General features: G+C 34.8%; 23 protein-coding genes and 1 pseudogene. 21 read left to right on the top strand and 3 right to left on the bottom strand.

The window, feature by feature from the left end; genetic code table 11:
* Positions 1-80 precede the first annotated feature (80 nt).
* The gene (locus tag ACNFN4_RS19520; RefSeq protein ID WP_160342516.1) at positions 81-488 is read left to right on the top strand and encodes a hypothetical protein; all 408 of its coding nucleotides are present in this window, start codon (positions 81-83) and stop codon (positions 486-488) included.
* 73 nt (positions 489-561) lie between these two features.
* Here ACNFN4_RS19520 and ACNFN4_RS19525 read toward each other — a convergent pair whose 3' ends face one another.
* Both ACNFN4_RS19525 and ACNFN4_RS19530 read right to left on the bottom strand, forming a co-directional pair.
* The gene (locus tag ACNFN4_RS19525) at positions 562-1,374 is read right to left on the bottom strand and encodes an ATP-dependent DNA ligase (protein WP_160342515.1); all 813 of its coding nucleotides are present in this window, start codon (positions 1,372-1,374) and stop codon (positions 562-564) included.
* Between the two features lie 69 nt (positions 1,375-1,443).
* A pseudogene (locus ACNFN4_RS19530) lies at positions 1,444-2,113 on the bottom strand (SOS response-associated peptidase).
* A gap of 72 nt (positions 2,114-2,185) precedes the next feature.
* Between ACNFN4_RS19530 and ACNFN4_RS19535 the strand changes: the two are divergent.
* From ACNFN4_RS19535 to ACNFN4_RS19560, 6 genes are all read left to right on the top strand, one after another.
* Positions 2,186-2,404, top strand: coding sequence for a hypothetical protein (locus ACNFN4_RS19535; RefSeq protein WP_160342514.1), 219 nt, complete (start codon positions 2,186-2,188; stop codon positions 2,402-2,404).
* Positions 2,405-2,465: 61 nt separating this feature from the next.
* Entirely contained in the window at positions 2,466-2,876 is a 411-nt protein-coding gene (locus ACNFN4_RS19540) for a YopX family protein (RefSeq protein WP_160342513.1), read from the top strand.
* Positions 2,877-3,137: 261 nt separating this feature from the next.
* The gene (locus ACNFN4_RS19545) at positions 3,138-3,962 is read left to right on the top strand and encodes a poly-gamma-glutamate hydrolase family protein (RefSeq protein ID WP_014417924.1); all 825 of its coding nucleotides are present in this window, start codon (positions 3,138-3,140) and stop codon (positions 3,960-3,962) included.
* The gene (locus ACNFN4_RS19550) at positions 3,959-5,704 is read left to right on the top strand and encodes a right-handed parallel beta-helix repeat-containing protein (protein WP_094295829.1); all 1,746 of its coding nucleotides are present in this window, start codon (positions 3,959-3,961) and stop codon (positions 5,702-5,704) included. Before ACNFN4_RS19545 ends, ACNFN4_RS19550 begins: the two co-directional genes overlap by 4 nt.
* Positions 5,705-5,787: 83 nt before the next feature.
* Positions 5,788-6,183, top strand: coding sequence for a hypothetical protein (locus ACNFN4_RS19555; RefSeq protein WP_014417926.1), 396 nt, complete (start codon positions 5,788-5,790; stop codon positions 6,181-6,183).
* A 166-nt stretch (positions 6,184-6,349) separates the two neighbouring features.
* The gene (locus tag ACNFN4_RS19560) at positions 6,350-6,874 is read left to right on the top strand and encodes a hypothetical protein (RefSeq protein WP_174747191.1); all 525 of its coding nucleotides are present in this window, start codon (positions 6,350-6,352) and stop codon (positions 6,872-6,874) included.
* 37 nt (positions 6,875-6,911) lie between these two features.
* Here ACNFN4_RS19560 and ACNFN4_RS19565 read toward each other — a convergent pair whose 3' ends face one another.
* Positions 6,912-7,148 (bottom strand): hypothetical protein, encoded by a 237-nt coding sequence (locus ACNFN4_RS19565; RefSeq protein ID WP_029974402.1) that lies wholly within the window; start codon positions 7,146-7,148, stop codon positions 6,912-6,914.
* A gap of 72 nt (positions 7,149-7,220) precedes the next feature.
* On the opposite strand from ACNFN4_RS19565, the gene ACNFN4_RS19570 reads away from it, so the two are divergent.
* The 14 genes from ACNFN4_RS19570 to ACNFN4_RS19635 all read left to right on the top strand — a co-directional run bounded on the left by ACNFN4_RS19570 (position 7,221) and on the right by ACNFN4_RS19635 (position 19,380).
* Complete coding sequence (locus ACNFN4_RS19570) at positions 7,221-7,598, top strand: hypothetical protein (RefSeq protein WP_029974400.1); 378 nt, start codon at positions 7,221-7,223, stop codon at positions 7,596-7,598.
* A 506-nt stretch (positions 7,599-8,104) separates the two neighbouring features.
* Positions 8,105-8,479 (top strand): hypothetical protein, encoded by a 375-nt coding sequence (locus ACNFN4_RS19575; RefSeq protein WP_103526886.1) that lies wholly within the window; start codon positions 8,105-8,107, stop codon positions 8,477-8,479.
* A 14-nt stretch (positions 8,480-8,493) separates the two neighbouring features.
* A complete protein-coding gene (locus ACNFN4_RS19580) occupies positions 8,494-9,423 on the top strand; it encodes a DHH family phosphoesterase (RefSeq protein ID WP_053574346.1) in 930 nt (309 codons plus the stop codon).
* Between the two features lie 20 nt (positions 9,424-9,443).
* A complete protein-coding gene (locus ACNFN4_RS19585) occupies positions 9,444-10,685 on the top strand; it encodes a hypothetical protein (RefSeq protein WP_053574345.1) in 1,242 nt (413 codons plus the stop codon).
* Positions 10,686-10,740: 55 nt separating this feature from the next.
* Positions 10,741-11,856 (top strand): AAA family ATPase, encoded by a 1,116-nt coding sequence (locus ACNFN4_RS19590; protein WP_053574344.1) that lies wholly within the window; start codon positions 10,741-10,743, stop codon positions 11,854-11,856.
* Between the two features lie 48 nt (positions 11,857-11,904).
* Complete coding sequence (locus ACNFN4_RS19595) at positions 11,905-12,456, top strand: hypothetical protein (RefSeq protein ID WP_103526885.1); 552 nt, start codon at positions 11,905-11,907, stop codon at positions 12,454-12,456.
* The gene (locus ACNFN4_RS19600) at positions 12,453-13,934 is read left to right on the top strand and encodes a DnaB-like helicase C-terminal domain-containing protein (protein ID WP_094295836.1); all 1,482 of its coding nucleotides are present in this window, start codon (positions 12,453-12,455) and stop codon (positions 13,932-13,934) included. Before ACNFN4_RS19595 ends, ACNFN4_RS19600 begins: the two co-directional genes overlap by 4 nt.
* Positions 13,935-13,955: 21 nt before the next feature.
* Positions 13,956-14,972, top strand: a complete 1,017-nt coding sequence (locus ACNFN4_RS19605; protein ID WP_103526884.1) for a hypothetical protein — start codon at positions 13,956-13,958, stop codon at positions 14,970-14,972.
* Between the two features lie 15 nt (positions 14,973-14,987).
* Positions 14,988-16,055 (top strand): PD-(D/E)XK nuclease family protein, encoded by a 1,068-nt coding sequence (locus tag ACNFN4_RS19610; protein WP_169061529.1) that lies wholly within the window; start codon positions 14,988-14,990, stop codon positions 16,053-16,055.
* Between the two features lie 6 nt (positions 16,056-16,061).
* Positions 16,062-17,786, top strand: a complete 1,725-nt coding sequence (locus ACNFN4_RS19615) for a DNA polymerase domain-containing protein (protein WP_169061528.1) — start codon at positions 16,062-16,064, stop codon at positions 17,784-17,786.
* Positions 17,783-18,508, top strand: a complete 726-nt coding sequence (locus ACNFN4_RS19620; protein WP_448200412.1) for a 3D domain-containing protein — start codon at positions 17,783-17,785, stop codon at positions 18,506-18,508. Before ACNFN4_RS19615 ends, ACNFN4_RS19620 begins: the two co-directional genes overlap by 4 nt.
* 11 nt (positions 18,509-18,519) lie before the next feature.
* Entirely contained in the window at positions 18,520-18,723 is a 204-nt protein-coding gene (locus tag ACNFN4_RS19625) for a YorP family protein (RefSeq protein WP_022553137.1), read from the top strand.
* A gap of 4 nt (positions 18,724-18,727) precedes the next feature.
* The gene (locus tag ACNFN4_RS19630) at positions 18,728-18,886 is read left to right on the top strand and encodes a hypothetical protein (RefSeq protein WP_022553138.1); all 159 of its coding nucleotides are present in this window, start codon (positions 18,728-18,730) and stop codon (positions 18,884-18,886) included.
* The gene (locus tag ACNFN4_RS19635) at positions 18,883-19,380 is read left to right on the top strand and encodes an AAA family ATPase (protein ID WP_022553139.1); all 498 of its coding nucleotides are present in this window, start codon (positions 18,883-18,885) and stop codon (positions 19,378-19,380) included. Before ACNFN4_RS19630 ends, ACNFN4_RS19635 begins: the two co-directional genes overlap by 4 nt.
* The last annotated feature ends 9 nt before the right edge of the window (positions 19,381-19,389 follow it).

Genomic DNA, 19,389 nt, shown 5'->3' on the forward strand with positions numbered 1-19,389 from the left:
GATTTTGTGGGCTATGATATTTGGTGATTATTATAGAATCAAAATAAAATAGTTATTTTATAGAAGGGAAGGGTGCGCAGATGGCATCAGCAGAGCAATTGAAGCGAATGAACGACATAAACGATTTGATCAAGCTTATCGCAAGTATTGATAGATGTATTTTCTACTGTAAGTCAAAGAATCGGATAGCGTATTTCAGGTTTAAGAAAAAACTGTTCTTCGTTGATGATTACACGGGCGCTGACGTTTACCCATATGAATTGGGATACGGGCGTGCAAACGGTTTTTCGCATGGAGGCAACATGTGGCAACTGGTCAACAGCTTTAGAAAGTTCATCATAACAGGGAAATATGGCGAGCTGAGGGATTATAAAGAAATATGGGCTTACAGCTATGAAGGTTGTATGAAAATCCGTCAGAAGGCGAAGGAGATCGGTTTCATTGAAAGTGTTGATTACCCCTGCAGTTTTGATGAATGGGCAAGTTAACCTAATTGATCCTTGTACTAAATTTTCATTGAGATTAATTAACTTTGCACTAAGGAATTATGTAACGGAGAGACTAGACTCTCCAGGATTCAAAGGAAGGTATGCGGAGTTTACCATGCTTAGTCTTAAATCTGTGCTTAACCTTACATAAGACAGGTTCTACAAATACATATTCGTCAGTTTCAGACTTTACATGTTTCATAGAGTGGAACTTACTTCGTTCTGCATTCGGCATGAATTCCATAAATCCAGCTGCAGTACCATCAGGATAAGACAGAAGAAATTTTATATCCTCTTTGGTGTAGCCAGTGATAAGCACATCTGTGTAATCATAATTAATCACTTTCAGCCAGCTATGGGAACGTTTATTAATTTCATAGGGGGAGTTAGCTTTCTTTAGTACGATTCCTTCAAGATGCTTTTCTTTGGCCAGATTGAAGTAAGCTAATCCGTTTCCTTGCAGGCCTTCGATCACAAAGATATTATCGTGGTCAAGGTTTAGGTCTGAAAGCATGCTCTTACGTTCAGTGAGCGGCTTATTAGCGATTGAATGTCCATCAATATAAACTACATCGAATACACAGTAAACCACCTTATGAGCTGATTTCTTAGACATAAAGCGTTCCATGACTGCTTCGAAATCAGGGGCACCGCCTGGGGCAGCTACAATGATTTCACCGTCTAAAACAGTTCCATTGGGTATATTAAGATCCAACAGTTCTGGGAACTTGCTTGTTACTTCATTGTTGTGACGAGTATAAAGCTTTATCTGATCATTAAACTTGGAGAGGATCAGTCTAATTCCATCAAACTTCAGCTCGGTAATATAATCATCGTCATCAAATGGTTCTTTGATTGAATGCAATAACATTGGCGATACAAACAAAATATCACCTCCTACTTAGAACATAATAGCTAAGCGAAGGTGATATATAAAGCAGAATGACTGTGGTACTTAATGGGATTCAATCAGTTCCGGTGAGTTGTTTTTAGGTAACTAAGGATGAAACTTGATAAGCTTCCATGTCATCAGAGTCATACGGCAGCAGAAGACTTTGAAGATAATTCGGATCGGTGTTTTTGGGATTTAGCCATTCCTTTTCATTCTCATCAGTAAGAATAACAGGCATACGATCATGTATGTCCTCCATAAGCTCATTGGGCTTTGTAGTAATGATTGTACAGGTGAATAACGAATTGCCTTCTGGTGTATTCCACTTTTCATATAAGCCGGCAAACGCAAAGAGATTGGAGGATTTTAGCTTAATCCGCATAGGAATCTTAGTCTTCGGATCAAGACGTTTCCATTCATAAAAACTGTCTGCAGGGATAATGCAGCGTTTGCTTACAAGCGGCTTTCTGAAGCTTGCTTTCTCGGCCAATGTTTCAGCACGAGCATTAATCATTTTATAGCCGATCTTTTCATCTTTAGCCCAGGGCGGGATAAGACCCCATCTAAGTTTGCCCAGCCGGTTGTTCGATCCGTCATTAATGATTGTCAGGATGTTTTGTGAAGGAGCAACGTTATAGCTTGGATGGTATTCTTCTTTAGACAAAAATTGATCTATATTGAACTGTTCGATGATGTCGTCAAACTCAGAGAATAAAGTGAACCTGCCACACATGTTCATCATCCTTTAGGGTTTTTTTGAATATTGTACAGGCTTGATACACGAAAATCAAAAAGGAGGAATGTGATGCAACGGCAAACAGTTGAGGTAAAAGAAGTTGAAGTGTTGATTAGAGGTATATGGACAAAGAAGAAGTTCACGGATATCCAAAAGGGACAAACATTCAAGATTGAGGAAAATGGAAGAGCAAAGAAATACATAGCACGAACAGATCCCTATTGGGATGAGATGTACGAAGCCTACATAATTGATTTATTTGATAAAAATAAAATAAGTGTATATTAATAGGCGTGAGAGGATAGCTTCGATAAAGATAAAACAGAGATTTTGACGGGAGGTAAGGAGAATGAGAGAGGTTAAGTTTCGGGCTTGGGACGATGTCAAAGACAGAATGCTTTATTTAGGCGAAGAAGATGACATTGTTTTTGATTTTGGTGGAAGCGGTATTGTTGCTACAGACATTACAGAAGACGAACCTAATTTTAAAACGTTGCACCATCTGATTTATTTGCAATATACCGGATTAAAGGATAAGAACGGTCAGGAGATTTATGAGGGGGATATTGTGAAAGTCACTAGCGGCGCGGAAGAGATATGCGGAATTGATAGCGGAATTGGAAAAGTTGAATGGTTTACTAAGTGGGGATTTTGGAATGTTTCAAATATAGAAAATGGTCTGGGCGACTTGCTTTTTCATGGCCATGTGGAAGTCATCGGAAACATTTATGAAGAACCAGAGCTTATAGAGTCTAAATAAAAACGATATTTTACAGAAAGAGGATGAATAAAAATGTTTACTTGTTTCTGCAACGAATGTGAAAAAGTAATTGAAAAAGATGAAGTTGATTTAGTAGAAGTCCCTTGGGAAGGAGATTGGGAACACGTGCATTTAAAATGCGGTAGCATTGTGTCTTGGATTTAACTTGTATGTCTAATTTAAGGGGGTGATAACAATGTGAGTTACCTATGTGATTTGAGTTTTAAGAATAAAACAAAAATAAAAAGGAGTGGTTATTAATTGTTACGGATTAAAAACAGAATAGAGGAATTGCTAAAAAAGACTAAAGGAGCAGAAAAGAGAGACTTTGGACGGTACACTCTAATCTGCCCACCTCACCGCGAAGTGAAGCTATTAAAGTATAACACAGTTAAGAAGACTTTTCCAATCTTGGTGACAGCTTTGGTTTCATTCCTGAATCCAGTGAGTATTTTAGCAGCGGACAAGTATCGGAACTTTGAAGAGCTTAAAGCGAATGAATCACCGTTCAATTTTAGTGTGTTCTCAAAAGAGCAAGACACTGATGTATTAATTCTTGCTCCCCATGGAGGTGGCATAGAAGGGGGGACAAGCGAGCTTGCAAAGGAATTAAGCGAAACATACTCTACATATCTTTTTGAAGCTTTAAAGACACCAGGAGCATTTGATTTACATTTAACCAGTACGAATTTTGATGAACCACAAGCACTTGAAATGTTGAAGGGACATGAGTTCACACTGTCACTTCATGGCTACGCAAGTAATGAGGAACATGTTTTAGTTGGCGGCACAGATCGGAACAAAGCTGAAGCGATAACAAGAACATTAAATAATGCCGGGTACTCTGCAGAGCTTCTTGATGAGGGGACGAGGTTATCCGGTAGCAGTCCAAATAATGTTGCCAATAAAAATAAATCAGGAAAGAGCATTCAACTGGAATTGAGCACTGGACTGCGCAAATCAATGTTTAACACCTTTTCTCTAAAAGGACGCTCAGACACAAGAAACGAGAACTTTTATAACTTTATTGATACTCTGTCAGGGTTTCTCAATGAAAATGTTGAAGGGAAGGGTTTGACAACATGAACATGCAGCAGCCCTTATACTATTTTGTTGATGCTCTGGATTGGGGAATTGATGATAAAGGGTCAAATGCAATTGAAACAACAGAAGGATTAAACCGAGCTTTAGAATACGCAAGCTCAAAATCATTTTATAAAGTACATATTCCAAAAGGTATCTATTTGATCGATGCTGTGAATACGACAAAGCGGTTACCTGAATTCGGTGGAGGTATCAACGTTCCTTCGAATATTGAGCTAATACTTCATCCAGAGGCTATATTTAAAGTGCAGCCAAATGATTATCAAGGTTACTCCTGTTTTTATATCGGCCAAGCAAGTAATGTTACGATTCGTGGCGGTCAAATTATTGGGGATCGACATGAGCATGATTATTCAAAAATTACCTCAATTAAGAAGACGCATGAATGGGGCTTTGGTATCCATGTTAATGGAAGTAGCAATGTGCTAATTGAAAATGTACAAGTTTCTGACTGTATTGGAGACAACATTTGGATAGCGGCTGATGGAATGATGAACACTTCAGGAACATATACGCCTTCAAAGAATGTAACCGTTCGAAAGTGTACGCTTTTAAGAGGAAGAAGAAATAATCTGGCTACCAATGGTTGTGAAGGTCTTCTTGTCGATGACTGTGATATAGAGGAGGCTGGTGGAGATACAATTGGGCCACAATTAGGAATTGATTTAGAGGGCTTTGGAGAAAACGGAATTAAATACGATCACCCGTATAAATTAACTGTTCGAAACTGCAGGTTTAAAAACAATGGACGTGGATCCGTTACTGCTCACACAAGCGGTAAGGTAATTATTGAAGGAAACTACAGTGACCATGTTATTTCCTATGGATATAGCACGGATGTCAGTATCAAAAATAACAAGATCATCAATGAAAATGAAATTAAGACATATGGGGTTGACTCGGTAGGTGTTTCAAGTACGGAGTCTGGAAATAGAGTTCAAATTGATGGCAATACGATCAGCGGCTTTGAAGTGGGCATTTGTGTAAGAGGAAAGGGTGGCACAGTATCAAATAATACTTTTGAAAAAATAAAAGCATGCCCTATTGCAACACATCAAGCAGAGGACTTTTTAATTACGGACAACAGGATAGAAAACAGTGATTGTGTTCAAGTCCAGGTTAGAAACTCAAATGATATTAAGGTTGTGAATACCAAAGGAAAAGGAACGAGCTCATCATATGCTGCAAAGATAATGGATTCTACCCGAATCAGTCTCGTTAATAATGAGTTTGCTAATGTATACGGTGGAATTTATTGCGAAAGGTCTCAGTCAGTTCGTTTAAAGGGAAATGACTTGTTGTTAAGTGGGAGTGGGTACGGCATCTTTTGGGATAAAGACTCTTCTGTCTCACTACATCGAAATGAAATTCATGAGCCTAGGAATGTTGCAATTAAAGGCACTCCTGAGAAATACAGTTGCCAGATTAGTGAGAATCAGATTTATTTCTGTAAATCATTGATCGCTATTCAACTGACTGGTGGCTCAGAACACATTTTAAAGGATAATGAGATAATGTTTAATCGTTCAGTAGACCAAGGATACGGCGTTTATTTGGAGAATACAGACAAGGTACGTCTCGTAAGGAACGATGTGCGCGGAATTGGAGGCAAGTTATTATCCCACCCTTATTGCACAGATAAAGCAAAGAATACAACCTTAATCCATAACACATATGATAGTGGAACGCTGAAGACTGCAGAAGGAGATATTGTAGTCATTTAAGGCTACGTAAAGCTTTAATATCTTATTATTAAGAAATTTGAGATATAATAAAGATGTAATTACAAAGAAGGGGATTGATAAAAATGGAAAAACGAAAAATACAAGGATTGTTAAGTTTTGAAATTGTTAAGAAAAAAGACGGCTTATTAGGTGAATTGAAATCAGCTTTAAAAGAACTATTTAAAACGTATATTGAAACCACTCCGATTAAAATTGAAAAATTAGAATTTGAAGAAAAGGATAATGAAATCAGAGTTGAATATGAGTTCACAAATGTAATCTTCCATTATAAACATCATTTTAGTGATGACAAATTCCGTGAAAGAACATCAACAGAAAATAATGCAGAGTTTGGACGAGCCATATTTGAATTTTATACCAAACTTCTAGTAGAGAGCTTTTTCAAAGACTATTTGAAGGTTTCAACAAGACATACAGAAATAACATTTTTTAAATTTAAAGGATACGAAACGATTTAGATAAACAAAAAGTTGACAGGGCTTAACCAGCTTTGTCAACTTTATTAGATTAAATAAAATTGTAGTTTTAAAAGAAAACAAATTAAATAGAAAGTGGTTTATATGGATATTTTTGGGGTAATGTCTGAGTGTAATATAATTAAAACACTCAGAGGAGGAATTAGGTGTGAAAAACAACATTGGTAAAATTGGAGTTGTTGGAACTTTACTCGTAAGTGGTTTGCTTTGTGATTTTGGAGTAGGAGTAAATGCAAAAGAGCTAAATCAAAGTAGGAATGATACTGAAAGCAATGTCTACCACCAACCAATCAATGTACTTAAGACCGCCTCAAATATTAAGAGCCCAGGTTTTTCGACAACTGCGGATGATTGGCAAGATGCCGGAACTACATACGGCGATACCAAGTTTGACAAGTATTCAACTGCTGCAGTCGTTCAAACATTAGGATTTGCATTAAATTTGCCTACAGGGGGATGGTCTTCTTATTTAGCTGGACTAGCTAACATGATTATTCTAGGTGAATATAAAATTGTTTACTTTAAGGATAAGCAGGAATTTAAGATGGCAGGGGCAACTCTCATGACAAAGCACCATGTAACGATTTATGAAGATAAGGATCGAAAGAAAAAAATCGGGAGTGACAGCTTTATCATCACAGACAAAGGTGGCCCAAAAGTTGTTGAAATGTAATGGATAAAAAATAATCCTCCCTTAGGTGGGAGGATTATTATATGCTGTTTATTATGCTGTAAACTAATGCTACAACAAACAATGGATAAGAGATAATGGCAATTAATTTTGAGGATTTACTCTTATTTTTTTCAAATGTGTAAATTAGTGCAAACCCTAAAAAGAATATTGTGACAAACCAAGAAGAATAGGACGGGTACAATGCAATAAGTAAGACAATAAGAGTGGATAACGCGAAAGAAGAGTTTAGCGTTATTTTCTGATTATTTTCCAAATGAACCACCTCCATATACATATTCCCCCATATAAAAACACTTAAACATTATACTTAAAGGAGCTTGATTAAATGATTAACATTTTAAGTAAAGAGCAAGATGAAGCAATCCGGTACTTCAAGAACAAGCTAAACATATCGGAAAAACTGTACATATCCCTAATTAATTTTAATCTGCTTAGAGATAAACACGAAGACTTTGGCAATAGACTATATGAGCTTTATAAAACAGATCCTTATCTGTATATCAAAGCGCTCAAAGAAGGTTACGTGGTTGATCAGCCAATTGAATTTAATGAAGCAATTGTGCGGTTCTATGATGGTGAAGAACTTGCTGTAATTCATAAGACCACTGGGAAAAGATATAATGTGAATGTAAAAATGAAAAAGCTTCCTGACGGTTTTACGCTGCAAACAATGAACATGTGGTCATGGAGTGAAGTTGTTTAATTTTATGAATTTTCACTTGTTTTGATTTGTCATATCGTTAAGTGGGTACATTAAGGATGAGAAGGAAAAGGTTCTCTCATAATAATGTTAAGGGGTGTTTAATGTGTTGGTATATGAATATGGCAGAACGAAGCAAGAAGCTCTGTCTAACCTATGTAGAAAAATGTTCCGTGAGTACCCAGATGAAACTTTCACAACGGACTTTGCAAAAGTTTCTGATTACGGTAATGAAGGATCAGATAAGAGATACGTAGCCGAATTTCGGGTATAGGATAGTTTGTTATACAGAAGCGCCTAAGCAAAGGTGCTTCTTAACTCTCGATATGATTTTATAAAATTACGCTGTTGGGGGTGGAAACAAGAAAATCATTCTTCAGATGCAGTCTGTACCCCAATTAATAAAGATACTCATTAAAACTTTTCAGGATAAAAATAAAATAGTTATTGACCATGCCTTTTTAATGATGTAAGATTAAGTTATCCCAAAGAGAGAAAGGAGGAAAGAGATGAAAAAGGAATTAAAGATACTGAAAGTATCTGCCGAAGCCTTGCATACCTACAAAAATGATGTAAAAAGGAATTACGACATTGACGAAGACCAAGCAAGAAGAAAATTAACCAGGAATGTGATGTTGGTAAAGGAATTTAAACCAAGAGGAATTAAGAGAGGTCTTTTTTCTAAAACATACTCATATGGAAATTTAAAGATCACAATTCGGCATGGAACAGTAATAAGGATTGAAAATGTAAAAGGTGATCCAGAACCTTGGGACTTTCCAAAAAAAAGATACATAGAATTAAACAAGCTACTTGGTATAAAGGATTGTAAGTTTAGTAGCAAGTCTCATTATAGGCATTTTAAGGATAAAAATAAAATATAAACAAAAAGAAAGAGGTGCGGAATATTAAAAAGGTAAAATTATTTACACACACTGACCTAGACGGAGTTGGTTGTGCAATAGTATGTAACCACTTATTAAATGACGTGGAAGTAGAGTTTTGTGATTATCATAATATAGATCAAAAAGTTCTTGAATTCATAAATAATAACAGGTTTAAGGAATATGATTTAATTCTCGTTACAGATATATCTGTTAATAAGGATCTTGCTGAAAAAATAAATGAAATTCAATCAACGTCTAAATGGGTACTTATTGATCATCATGCGACAGCGAAGTGGTTAAATATTTATAAATGGGCAAATGTTAATGATTACTATATTAAATCACCATGCGAAGAAAACCTAAAGACATCTGCTACAAGTATGGTTTATGACCATCTCATTAAGTTTCAAAATAATGAGTGTGAAGAATTGAGTGAATTTGTAGAAAAAGTAAGAAGATATGACACCTGGGAGTGGTCAACAAAATATAATGACACCCATGCCAAAAAACTGAATGATCTTCTTTATATTATTGGGAGAGAAAACTTTATAAAAAGATTCTCAACAAATCCATCCATTTATTTTTCAGATCATGAACTACATATTTTGGACATTGAGAAATTTAAAATTAAAGAATACATATCTAAAAAGGAAAAACAACTGAGAACTTTGCAAGTGCTTGATTACAGTGCAGGAGTAGTGTTTGCTGATACATATCAATCTGAACTAGGGAATGAACTTGCTCAGAAAAATCCTAATTTAGATTTCATTATCATAATTGATCCTGGTTCATTAAAGGTCAGTTATAGGGGAGTCAAGGAGAAAATTGATTTAGGAAAAGACATTGCTGCTAAATTTGGTGGTGGAGGTCACCCCCGAGCAGCCGGTAGTCAAATTAATCAAAGAGTCATAGATTCAGTTCTTAAATTAATCTTAAACTAATTATTCTGGGAGGAATTATATTGAGCAAACTTTATAATACATTTGAATTTATCGGTAACCTATTTATTTCAAACAATAAAGAGAAATTCCATGAAATTAAGGAATATGACAGCGGATGGGTTAAGGAAAGATTGAGCTTCGCAGTTCAAGAGTCAAAAACAAACAGTGTTTTTGTTGAGATTGAAGGTGGTTACTCAAAAAGTAAACAAAATAAAGTGTTTTCATTTAGCAAGGGTACAGAAAATGAAAAAGGATCAAGACTCGAAATTCCATGGGAAGATCGGTTGAAAGAAGAAACAGTAAACATGGTTGCTGATTTTTCTAAGATCCTAATTAACTTAAACGATGAGTCAACAAAAGCCAAATTAAATGAATTGAAATTTAAAATTAGAGGGTTGGAAATGAAAGGCTCTCTTACTGAAGAAGAAAATAAAACTTTATCTACTCTCAAGGGAGAATATAAACAATTAAACGTAAACGGTGCAGAATTCATTCATGAATATGATGCTATTCAGTACTTGTCCCAAAACCTCGAAAAGCATAAAGACAATAAATTTAAAATCACAGGAAATATTGAATACAATTCATGGAATGGACGGAATTTTAGAAAGTTCAAAATCAAAACCATTGAAATTGTAAGTAGTGATACACCATCTCAACTAAGAGCCACCATGGATGTATTTTTCACAAGTGAATCTTTAGATGAATCGTCATTTGAGGAAGAAAAAAGGTACTTTGTTGATGCGTACGTACTTAGCTATGATAATCAGGCAAAAAAAGATCGATTTTTTCCTCAGCAATTAGTCATCAATGCACAAAAATTGGACTTTGAAAATGAATTACATATGAAACGGTTAGATCTCTTGAAAAACTTCTTTAAAGTTGAAAATGATGAAGTTTTTCACCTTCAATGGGTTGTGAATATTTTCAGGGGTGCTGATGAGATTGAGTTTACCGAAGAGGAACTCACGGAAAGTCAAAAGGAAATGATTGCTTTAGGTTTAAACACACTGGATGACTTTAAACCTAAGGGAGGGTTATTGGGCGAAAATCGTGAAGAAAATAGACTTTTAAAACCTATTTTAAAAAAGTTTAATGATTCTAATGATTTTACAGAAGGTGCCGCAACATCTACATATGAAATTGAAGATCTTACATATATTCCACAACAGATTCAAAATTCTACACCACCCGTAGAAAAAGAAGAACCTAAAGTGACTGAAGAAGAAAAAGATAATGCATTTGATGAGTTATTTGCTTGATTTGAAAAGACCTGACTAACATTTATTTAAAAACAATAAGGAGATGTTTATCCATATGGCAAGAAAATTTGGTAAAAAGAATAAAATTAAAGTTAATCCTCTCGATTATAACACTGGAATTATTGGTGAATCGGGGATCGGTAAAACAACTCTAGCTAAAGAAGTTTGCGAAAAATTAGTCGGAGAAGACGGGTATATAATCTTGAATATTGGTAAAGAGGATGGTATTGATGCCATCCCCAATGCCTCTTATGAAGATGTTCCTGATTGGACAACCTTTGATGAAATTACTAAAGATATTATTAAAAACAGAACAACAGATTATGCTGATTTAAAGGTTTTAGTATATGACACATTTGATGAGTTGATTAAAATTACAGAACCAGAAGTTATTAGACTACACAATAAAGCAAATCCTGAAAAAAGAGTGAATACCATTAAAGCAGCATTCGGTGGTTTCCAGGCAGGAGAAGACAAGGTAATTGAGTTAATTCTTGAAAAGATGTGGAAACTTAAAAAGGTCGGTATTAGCATGTTTATTTTAGGTCATACGAAGAAAAGAACAATGACAGACGTAGTTACTGGTTTGGAATATGACATGCTGACAACCAATATGACACATAAATACTTCAATGCGATTAAAACCAAGCTCCACGTCTTGGGAGTAGCATCTATTAATCGGTCAATTGAAAAGAAAACAGTAAAACAAAAAATTGGGCCTGACAAAACAGTGGGAACAGTTGTTGATGAATCAAGAATCATCACTTTTAGAGATGATAACTTTAATATTGATTCAAAGTCAAGATTCTCAGATATCACACCATCAATTCCATTAGATCCGAATGAATTTATTAAAGCAATTGAACAAGCTATCCATGTGGCTTTTGATAAACAAAAAAATAACACAAATAACATTGAAGAAGAAAGAAAAGAACAAGAGCAAATTAAAGAAATTCAAATTCACAACGAAGTTAACAACTCATCTTTTATTGATAAAGAAGAGAATGAGAGATTGGCAGAAGAGATTAAGACACTATTCCCTAATGCAACTGACGAAGCTAAGGGGGAAATGAAGAAAATTATGGATCAATTTAATATGAAAGATTTTAAAGGGGTAGACATTGTACCAACTACAGCATTCGAAAAGATAGTCGAAGCACTATCTAACTGAAGGAAAAGAGGGGGAGAGTCTCCCCCTTATCAATAGGAGAGGGTATTCTTGGCCAGAAGATGTGTATGTCAAATATGTAAAGCTAATGGAACTGTCGATACTTTTTTCAGGGTTTCTGACGATAAGGGGAAAAATAAATACTACTGTTCTAAGGATGAATATGAAAACTATATCAAGGATAAGGTGAAACGAAAAAACCTCTTAAATTACATAGCGAAAGATGTCTTGAATTATAGCGAGGGTCAAGTCATTTCTCCAATTTTTCTAAAAAAGATAGCCGAACTAAAAAGTTTTTATGATTATGAAGTGATACAAATTTGCTTTGAGAAGAACCAACAAACAATTCAATATTGGTTAACTAATAAAGAGTTTTACAACGAGTATGGAATGATTAGCTATATTTTTAAGATTGTTGAAAGTAACATCAATGATGTTTATAAGGAATGGCTGCATGAACAAAATCAGAGAATGATTGAAAAAAATCATAATCTTGATATTGCAATTGTAAATCAAACTAATATCGTTGATTCCACATCTTTAAAACAAAACAATTCACCAAAAAATATAACAGAGTTTCTGGATGGGGAGGACGAGTATTGAACAACTTAGATTCTTATCCAAAGGAATTAGTTGAAAACAGGGGACAAATTGAAGGAAGCTTTATATTTTGTTTATGGAAAAACCCTGATTTGTATGAGGATTATAAAGACCACGTGAGAGCGGATAGAGATTTTCTAACAGAAGACGGGAAATTTTATTACTCTCTAGGTTTAGAACTGAGCAACATGAATTATAAGAGCTTTGATGATGCGAGTGTTTTCAGCTACATAGAAGGTAAAGAAACATTAAAAAATGGTTTTATTCGGCGAGGTGGAATGAAAACCATTGATGAACTTAAGCACGTACTAAACGATGAAAACGTTGAGACATACTATGATGAACTAATTAAATTTAACATGATACTAAAGCTTCATGATAAGGGATTCAATGTTTCGAACGAGCTTGATAAATTCAAGAAGATGACGAGTCAACAATTGTACAGTTACTTTGAATTTCAATTAGATAATGTTTTTCTAGGTCGCGGTTCAGGAGTGAAAATTGAGGATCTTGATTTGAATGAAGAGTTTGTCGAATCAATTGAAAACGGGGAAGAAATGGGATTAAGCTATTCAGCTGCATGTCCATTATTGAATTATCACACGCTTGGACTTCATAAATCTAATGTTCAAATTTTTGCTGGATTTAGTGGGACAGGGAAAACAAGTTTTTGTGTTTCTTCTTATATCATGTCAATTTTAGATCAGGGTGAAAAGGTAACAATTATTGCCAATGAAATGAATAAAAGGGCTTGGCAACATATTTTTATGGCTACAATTTTAAGTCATAAACTTGGTTATTATGGTTTGCCAAGAAAGAAACAAAAAATGGGCAACCTAAAGCATGAGCAAAAGGAAATGTTACAAAAGGCAATTGAATATTATGAGAAGCATTACAAGGGGCGTATCAAATTTGCCAAGATATATGATTACAGCATTAATGATGTAAAGAGAATAATGAGAAGAATGGCAAAACAAGGCTTCGGTTATATGCTTTACGATACATTTAAAGCTGAAGACGCGGCTTCAACCAATGTAACAGGTGAGCTAATTGAAGCCTCAAAACAGTTATTGCAAGTTGCGGAAAAAGAGGATATTTGCATCATCATTACAATGCAATTGGCCATTTATATGGAGAATACGAGATATTTAACAGCGTCTTGTTTATCAAATGCCAAAGCAGTTAAGGAGATTGTTTCAGAGTTAGTTCTAACAAGACCTTTATGGGAGGATGAATTCCCAGGAGGAAAATTCGATGTTAAACCCTATAGATTCAAAAAAGACTCGTCGGGAAAATTTACAAACATTAAAGAAGAAATTCAGCTAGACCCAAATAAGAAGTATAGATTATTCTTTTTGAATAAGACACGGAATGACGAAGGCGATACAGTGTTGCTATATCAATTTGACGGTGCATGGAATAAATGGATTGAGCTCGGTTATTGTACTCCTAAACATCAGAGAACTACAGAGCGGACATGATTACCAAGGGACGGTGAAATCATGGACGTATATGATCTTAAGAATTACATTATTGAAAAGCCAGAATACATAGTACTTATTTTAGAAAAGACGGGGTTTTACAACGTTGATGAACGCGGAAATGAGTACAGATGTGCAAGAAAAAAAGGAAGAAATCCGACATCAGTAAAAGTAAATAAAACCACTTTAGGTGCAACCTGTTTTTCAACCAACTTAAAAGGTGACTTGATAACACTTGTTCAAAATAAATTGGGTTTATCTTTTCCCAAAACAATCAAAAGGATATCTGAAATAGTTGATTATAAAAGTGAAGAAGAATATAAACCACCTGAGTTACCATTCGGAGGTTTTTATAAGAAGATAAGAAAGCTAAGTAATCCAATGGATTTGGATCTAGAAACGTATTCCGAAGACATTTTAGATCAATTTGTATCTGTTCCAAATAAGTTGTTTTATGAGGATGGAATATTACCTTTAACTCAATCTTTGTTCCAGGTTGGTTACGATAGTGTTTCCGGAAGAATAACGGTTCCATGGAAATCTCTTAGTGGTGAATTGTGTGGTGTAATGGGGCGTCTTAATAAGAAGGAAGTTAATGATGAGGAAACAAAATGGCTACCTATTATTTCATTTCCTAAGTCTAAAACGCTATACGGGTTTGTTGAAAATTACAGTTCAATTAGAGAAAAGAGCATTGTTATGATCGGGGAATCCGAAAAACATTCAATGGCTTTAGCAAGCAAGGGATTGAATGTTGGAGTTTCTTTGGGAGGCAGCTTTTTAAGTGAAATTCAAGCAAATCACATAAAATCAATGTTTCCGAAAAAGTCATTAGTCATGATGGATGAAGGATTAGGTGAAGAACATAGCGTAGAAATTGCCAACAGCCTTAAGTTTGAAAATTTCTTTGAAAATGAAGTTGGGTACATATTTGATCGTGAAAACAAGTATCTGCCTAAGGGATCAAAAATGGCACCAGCAGACCTTGATAAAAGCACTCTACACCGTCTAATTAGAGACTGTACAGTTTGGATATGAAAAGGAGATGATTGATTGAAAGAAAAATTAAATGAATTGAGACAACAAGGGAAAAACATTTATTCCTTTTCAAAGCTCGGAACCTTTAATAACTGTGAATATGAATACTACAATACATACGTTTTGAAAAAGAAAGGCATAGATAATATTTATACCCTTATGGGTTCTGAATTACATAACGGAATTGAACAGATTTATAAAAATGAATTAAACATTGGAGAATTTAAAAAGGGATTTGAAAATAGATTAATTGAATTAGAGCTGAATGGAGTCAACTTTCCGAGTGACTCAATCGGGGACAGCTGGAAAGCAGACGTTGGTCATTTCCTAAACAATTTTAATAAAATTGACAGCAAAATGGTTTTAGAGAAGCTGCTTGTATTTGAAATATCAGATGGAATATATCTTCAAGGATATGTAGATGCAATCCTGCCCAGTGAAAAAGGAAAACCGTACGTTAGTATTTATGACTGGAAGACATCAAGTAAGTTTGCCGGCAAGAAATTAAATGAAGCAGGAAGACAGTTATTGATGTACAAGCTTGCGTTGGAGCAAACAACTGACTTAAAAGTAGATAAAATCCTATGGTTCATGGTTAAATACGTTTATGTATGTACCCAAGGAAAAACCAAAGTAAAAAAGAAAATGTGTAACAGAGGTAAGTGGGTAAAGGAAATACGAATGCAGCTTGAAAAAGAGATGCGCACTCTGGAATATGATGATTTCGAAATTGACCTCTTGTTAGATAACGCAGTAAAAGAAAATAGCATTGACTGCTTACCTGCAGAGATTAAAAATAAGTATTGGCTTGAAGATTGTTTAGTTGAATACGAAGTTACTGAAGAGAAAATTAATGAACTGAAAGATTATATTACTGATACTGTTAAAAAGATTGAAAATAAAGACTGTGAAGATGAAACCCAATGGGAACCAGTGAAAATAGATAAATACAATTCCTTTTATTGCAGTGTCTTATGTGGTCACCGAAAAACATGCAAGTTTTATAAGGATTTTTTAAATAAATCATCAAATAAATTCAAGAAAAAGGATAAGACCGATTTGTTTGATAACCTATTTTCTTAGGGGGTAATGATGAGGAAGATATTCTATGACTTTGAAGTTTTTAAAAATAACTGGATGGTTGTGCTGATCGATTATGATACTAAAAAGGGTAAGGTTATTGTAGATGATGTTGATGAACTGAAACGATTCTATAAGATGTTTAAAGATGATATTTGGATTGGTTACAACTCTAGAATGTACGACCAATACATTTTAAAGGGAATCCTGTTAGGAATGAATCCTTATTATATTAGTTCAAGAATTATTAATGATAATGTAAAGGGATTTAATGTTGTTAGAGAAGGTTATAAGATCCCACTGAATAACTTTGACATAACAACTGGTTTCCACAGCTTAAAGCAGCTAGAAGGCTTTATGGGTTCAAGGATTAAGGAGTCATCAGTACCATTTGATATCTCCAGGGCTTTGACAGAAAAAGAAATTAAGGAAGTTGTTGAGTACTGTATTCACGATGTGAAACAAACAATTGAAGTGTTTGATAATAAAAAAGAGGAATTCGAAAGTCAATTGGCTTTAATTGAAGCCTTTGATTTAGAAATGTCTATGTTTACAAAGACAAAAGCCCAATTATCTGCATTTATCTTGGGGGCTGAAAAGCAAGGAAACAGGGGAGATGAGTTTGAACTTAGATTTCCTAATACATTAAAAATTGAAAAATACAAACACATTGTTGATTGGTATAGAAATCCTGAAAATCTAGATTATAAAAAAAATTTAAAGGTTGATGTTGCAGGTGTACCTCATATTTTTGCCTGGGGAGGCTTACATGGTGCATTACCAAAGTATAAAGATGAAGGGATAATTTTATGTTGTGATGTTGCATCTCTATATCCTTCAATCATGATTGAATATGATTACATCAGTCGTAACGTGAAAAACCCTTTAAAATATACTGAAATCAGAGATACACGGTTAGAACTTAAACGGAAAAAAGATCCTAAGCAGGCTCCCTACAAGATCGTCCTAAACTCAACGTATGGAGCAATGAAAGATCAGTATAATCCACTTTACGACCCGTTAATGGCCAATAACGTATGTTTAGCCGGACAGCTGTTGTTATTAGATTTGATCGAGAAAATTGAACCGTACTGTAAACTGATTCAGTCAAATACTGATGGGTTGTTTATGAAAGTTGAAAAGGAATCTGATATTGATTTAATTAAGGAAGTGGCAAAGGAGTGGGAAACCAGAACACGATTAGATTTAGAGTGGGATGTTTATGAGAAGATTTATCAGAAGGATGTAAACAACTATATAATCATTGATAAAGACCAGAAGTATAAATCTAAAGGTGCTTATGTTAAAAAACTAAACAACCTGGATTATGACTTACCAATTGTTAATAAAGCCATGATTGAGTATTTTACAAAAGACATTCCAGTTGAAAAAACCATCAATGAATGTGATCAGTTAAGAGAATTTCAAAAGATATCAAAGGTTTCAAACAAATATATGTACGCTCTCTATGGAGAAGAAAGGCTACCTGAAAAAGTTTTAAGAGTTTTTGCTTCTAATGATGAAGATGCTAAAGGTGTTTTCAAGGTTAAAACAGAAGAACGAATTGAAAAAATCGGAAATACTCCACCGCGCTGCTTTATAAATAATGATAACGTTATTGATTTAAAAGTTCCTGATTATCTTGATAAGGAATATTACATAGAGATAGCCAAAAAACGAATAAATGATTATTTAGGAATATCGAATAGAAAGAAAACAAAGAAGGAGAAGTGATATGCATCGCAATTAAGAGTAAAAATAAAATCAAAAAACACATTTTTAATTCAGTTTATGGTATGATGATTTTAATTCCCTTAGCCACTTTTTCTTACATAAGTTATGAGCAACATTTACATAAAACAGAGGGAAATGAAGACTCAATAAAAGAATCATTTTATAAGAAGCCTAGACAGATTAGGATACCATCAAGTGAGAATATTGTCTTACGGCTATTTAAAAAAGCTCAAACGAACAAAGAACAACAATTAAAAAGGCATACAGAGAAGATTATCTCAGCAAAACTCATTAAACCTAAGCAAAGTAAGAAAAGGCACAGGAAGGGAGGTGAGACGGTAAAGCATAAACTTTTTAAGAGTAAAAATAAAATAAACACACACGAAAAAGAAAACAAGCCACCGGCCGCAAAGAAAACCATCCAGGTTAAGCTGAGTGCTTATATTGCCCACTGCCAAGAAGGATGCACAGGAACAACTAGAACAGGTGTTGATGTCACTCAATCAATCTATTACAAAGGGTATCGTGTTATTGCAACCGACCCAAGTGTTATTCCCTTGAATTCAATAGTTGAAGTAAGCATTGGTGGGAAAACGTTCAAAGCAATTGCAATTGATACTGGAGGCGCAATCGTTGGAAATAAAGTGGACTTGCTTGTTGAAACCGAGAGTGACGCAATTAATTTTGGCAAGCAAAAGGGGACAATCTCAATTATTAGTTAGGAGGCGATAAATTGCCGAAGTTTTGGTCTTATCCAGAAGGGTTAAAAGTCATCATAAATGAGAACGCAAAGAACGCTTGTCCTCATCATGTTGGACGAAAAGGGAAAATTATTGAGCTGTTGCACTCTGCCACATATGACTACGCAGTCAGTGATGAAACAGGTGATATTACATTCTTCAAGGAGCATGAATTAAATCCAGTTAAAGGAGGTTAATTGTATGTTTAAAAAGGGAGAGAAGGTGATTGCAAGTTTCACAGGAGAGATTGGTGTTGTTGCACAAGTTGATAAAGGACATGAGCAGTTAGAAGTTGAGTATCCAGACGGCTCATATAGAGTGCTTGGCTTCAGCAATGTAAGAAGGGTGGAAGATAAATGACGATGATAATTTTAGAAGGCACTGACTGCTGCTACAAATCAACAGTAGCAGAAAAGCTAAGCAAAGAACTCGGATACCCGGTAATAAAAGGATCCAGCTTTGAATTAGCTAAAAACGGCAATGAGAAGCTGTTTGAACACTTCAACAAGCTGGCCGATGAGGACAATGTAATTATTGACCGATACATATATTCAAATTTGGTGTATGCGAGAAAATTCAAAGATTACTCTATCTTAACGGAAGAGCAGCAAAGAGCGATTGAGAAGAAGATTAGAGGTAAAGCCAAGGTGATCTACTTATATGCTGACCCGAAAGTTATTAAGCTGCGTTTACTTGAACGTGGTGACGAATACATAAATGATCGAGATATTGAGCCGGTCTTAGGGTTATACAGTGAAATAATGAGCGATGTAGGTTTACATACATATTCATGGGATACACGACAGTGGAACAGTGATGAGATTGTTGAGGGTTTGGTTCATTTATTTAGGTAAAAACCGCTT

The sequence above is a fragment of the Bacillus sp. N1(2025) genome, assembly GCF_053470005.1.

Coding starts and splice junctions, on each gene's coding strand:
- ACNFN4_RS19520 (WP_160342516.1), top strand. CDS start 81: ATGGCATCAGCAGAGCAATTGAAGCGAATGAACGACATAAACGATTTG.
- ACNFN4_RS19535 (WP_160342514.1), top strand. CDS start 2,186: ATGCAACGGCAAACAGTTGAGGTAAAAGAAGTTGAAGTGTTGATTAGA.
- ACNFN4_RS19540 (WP_160342513.1), top strand. CDS start 2,466: ATGAGAGAGGTTAAGTTTCGGGCTTGGGACGATGTCAAAGACAGAATG.
- ACNFN4_RS19550 (WP_094295829.1), top strand. CDS start 3,959: ATGAACATGCAGCAGCCCTTATACTATTTTGTTGATGCTCTGGATTGG.
- ACNFN4_RS19555 (WP_014417926.1), top strand. CDS start 5,788: ATGGAAAAACGAAAAATACAAGGATTGTTAAGTTTTGAAATTGTTAAG.
- ACNFN4_RS19570 (WP_029974400.1), top strand. CDS start 7,221: ATGATTAACATTTTAAGTAAAGAGCAAGATGAAGCAATCCGGTACTTC.
- ACNFN4_RS19575 (WP_103526886.1), top strand. CDS start 8,105: ATGAAAAAGGAATTAAAGATACTGAAAGTATCTGCCGAAGCCTTGCAT.
- ACNFN4_RS19590 (WP_053574344.1), top strand. CDS start 10,741: ATGGCAAGAAAATTTGGTAAAAAGAATAAAATTAAAGTTAATCCTCTC.
- ACNFN4_RS19605 (WP_103526884.1), top strand. CDS start 13,956: ATGGACGTATATGATCTTAAGAATTACATTATTGAAAAGCCAGAATAC.
- ACNFN4_RS19615 (WP_169061528.1), top strand. CDS start 16,062: ATGATGAGGAAGATATTCTATGACTTTGAAGTTTTTAAAAATAACTGG.
- ACNFN4_RS19630 (WP_022553138.1), top strand. CDS start 18,728: ATGTTTAAAAAGGGAGAGAAGGTGATTGCAAGTTTCACAGGAGAGATT.
- ACNFN4_RS19635 (WP_022553139.1), top strand. CDS start 18,883: ATGACGATGATAATTTTAGAAGGCACTGACTGCTGCTACAAATCAACA.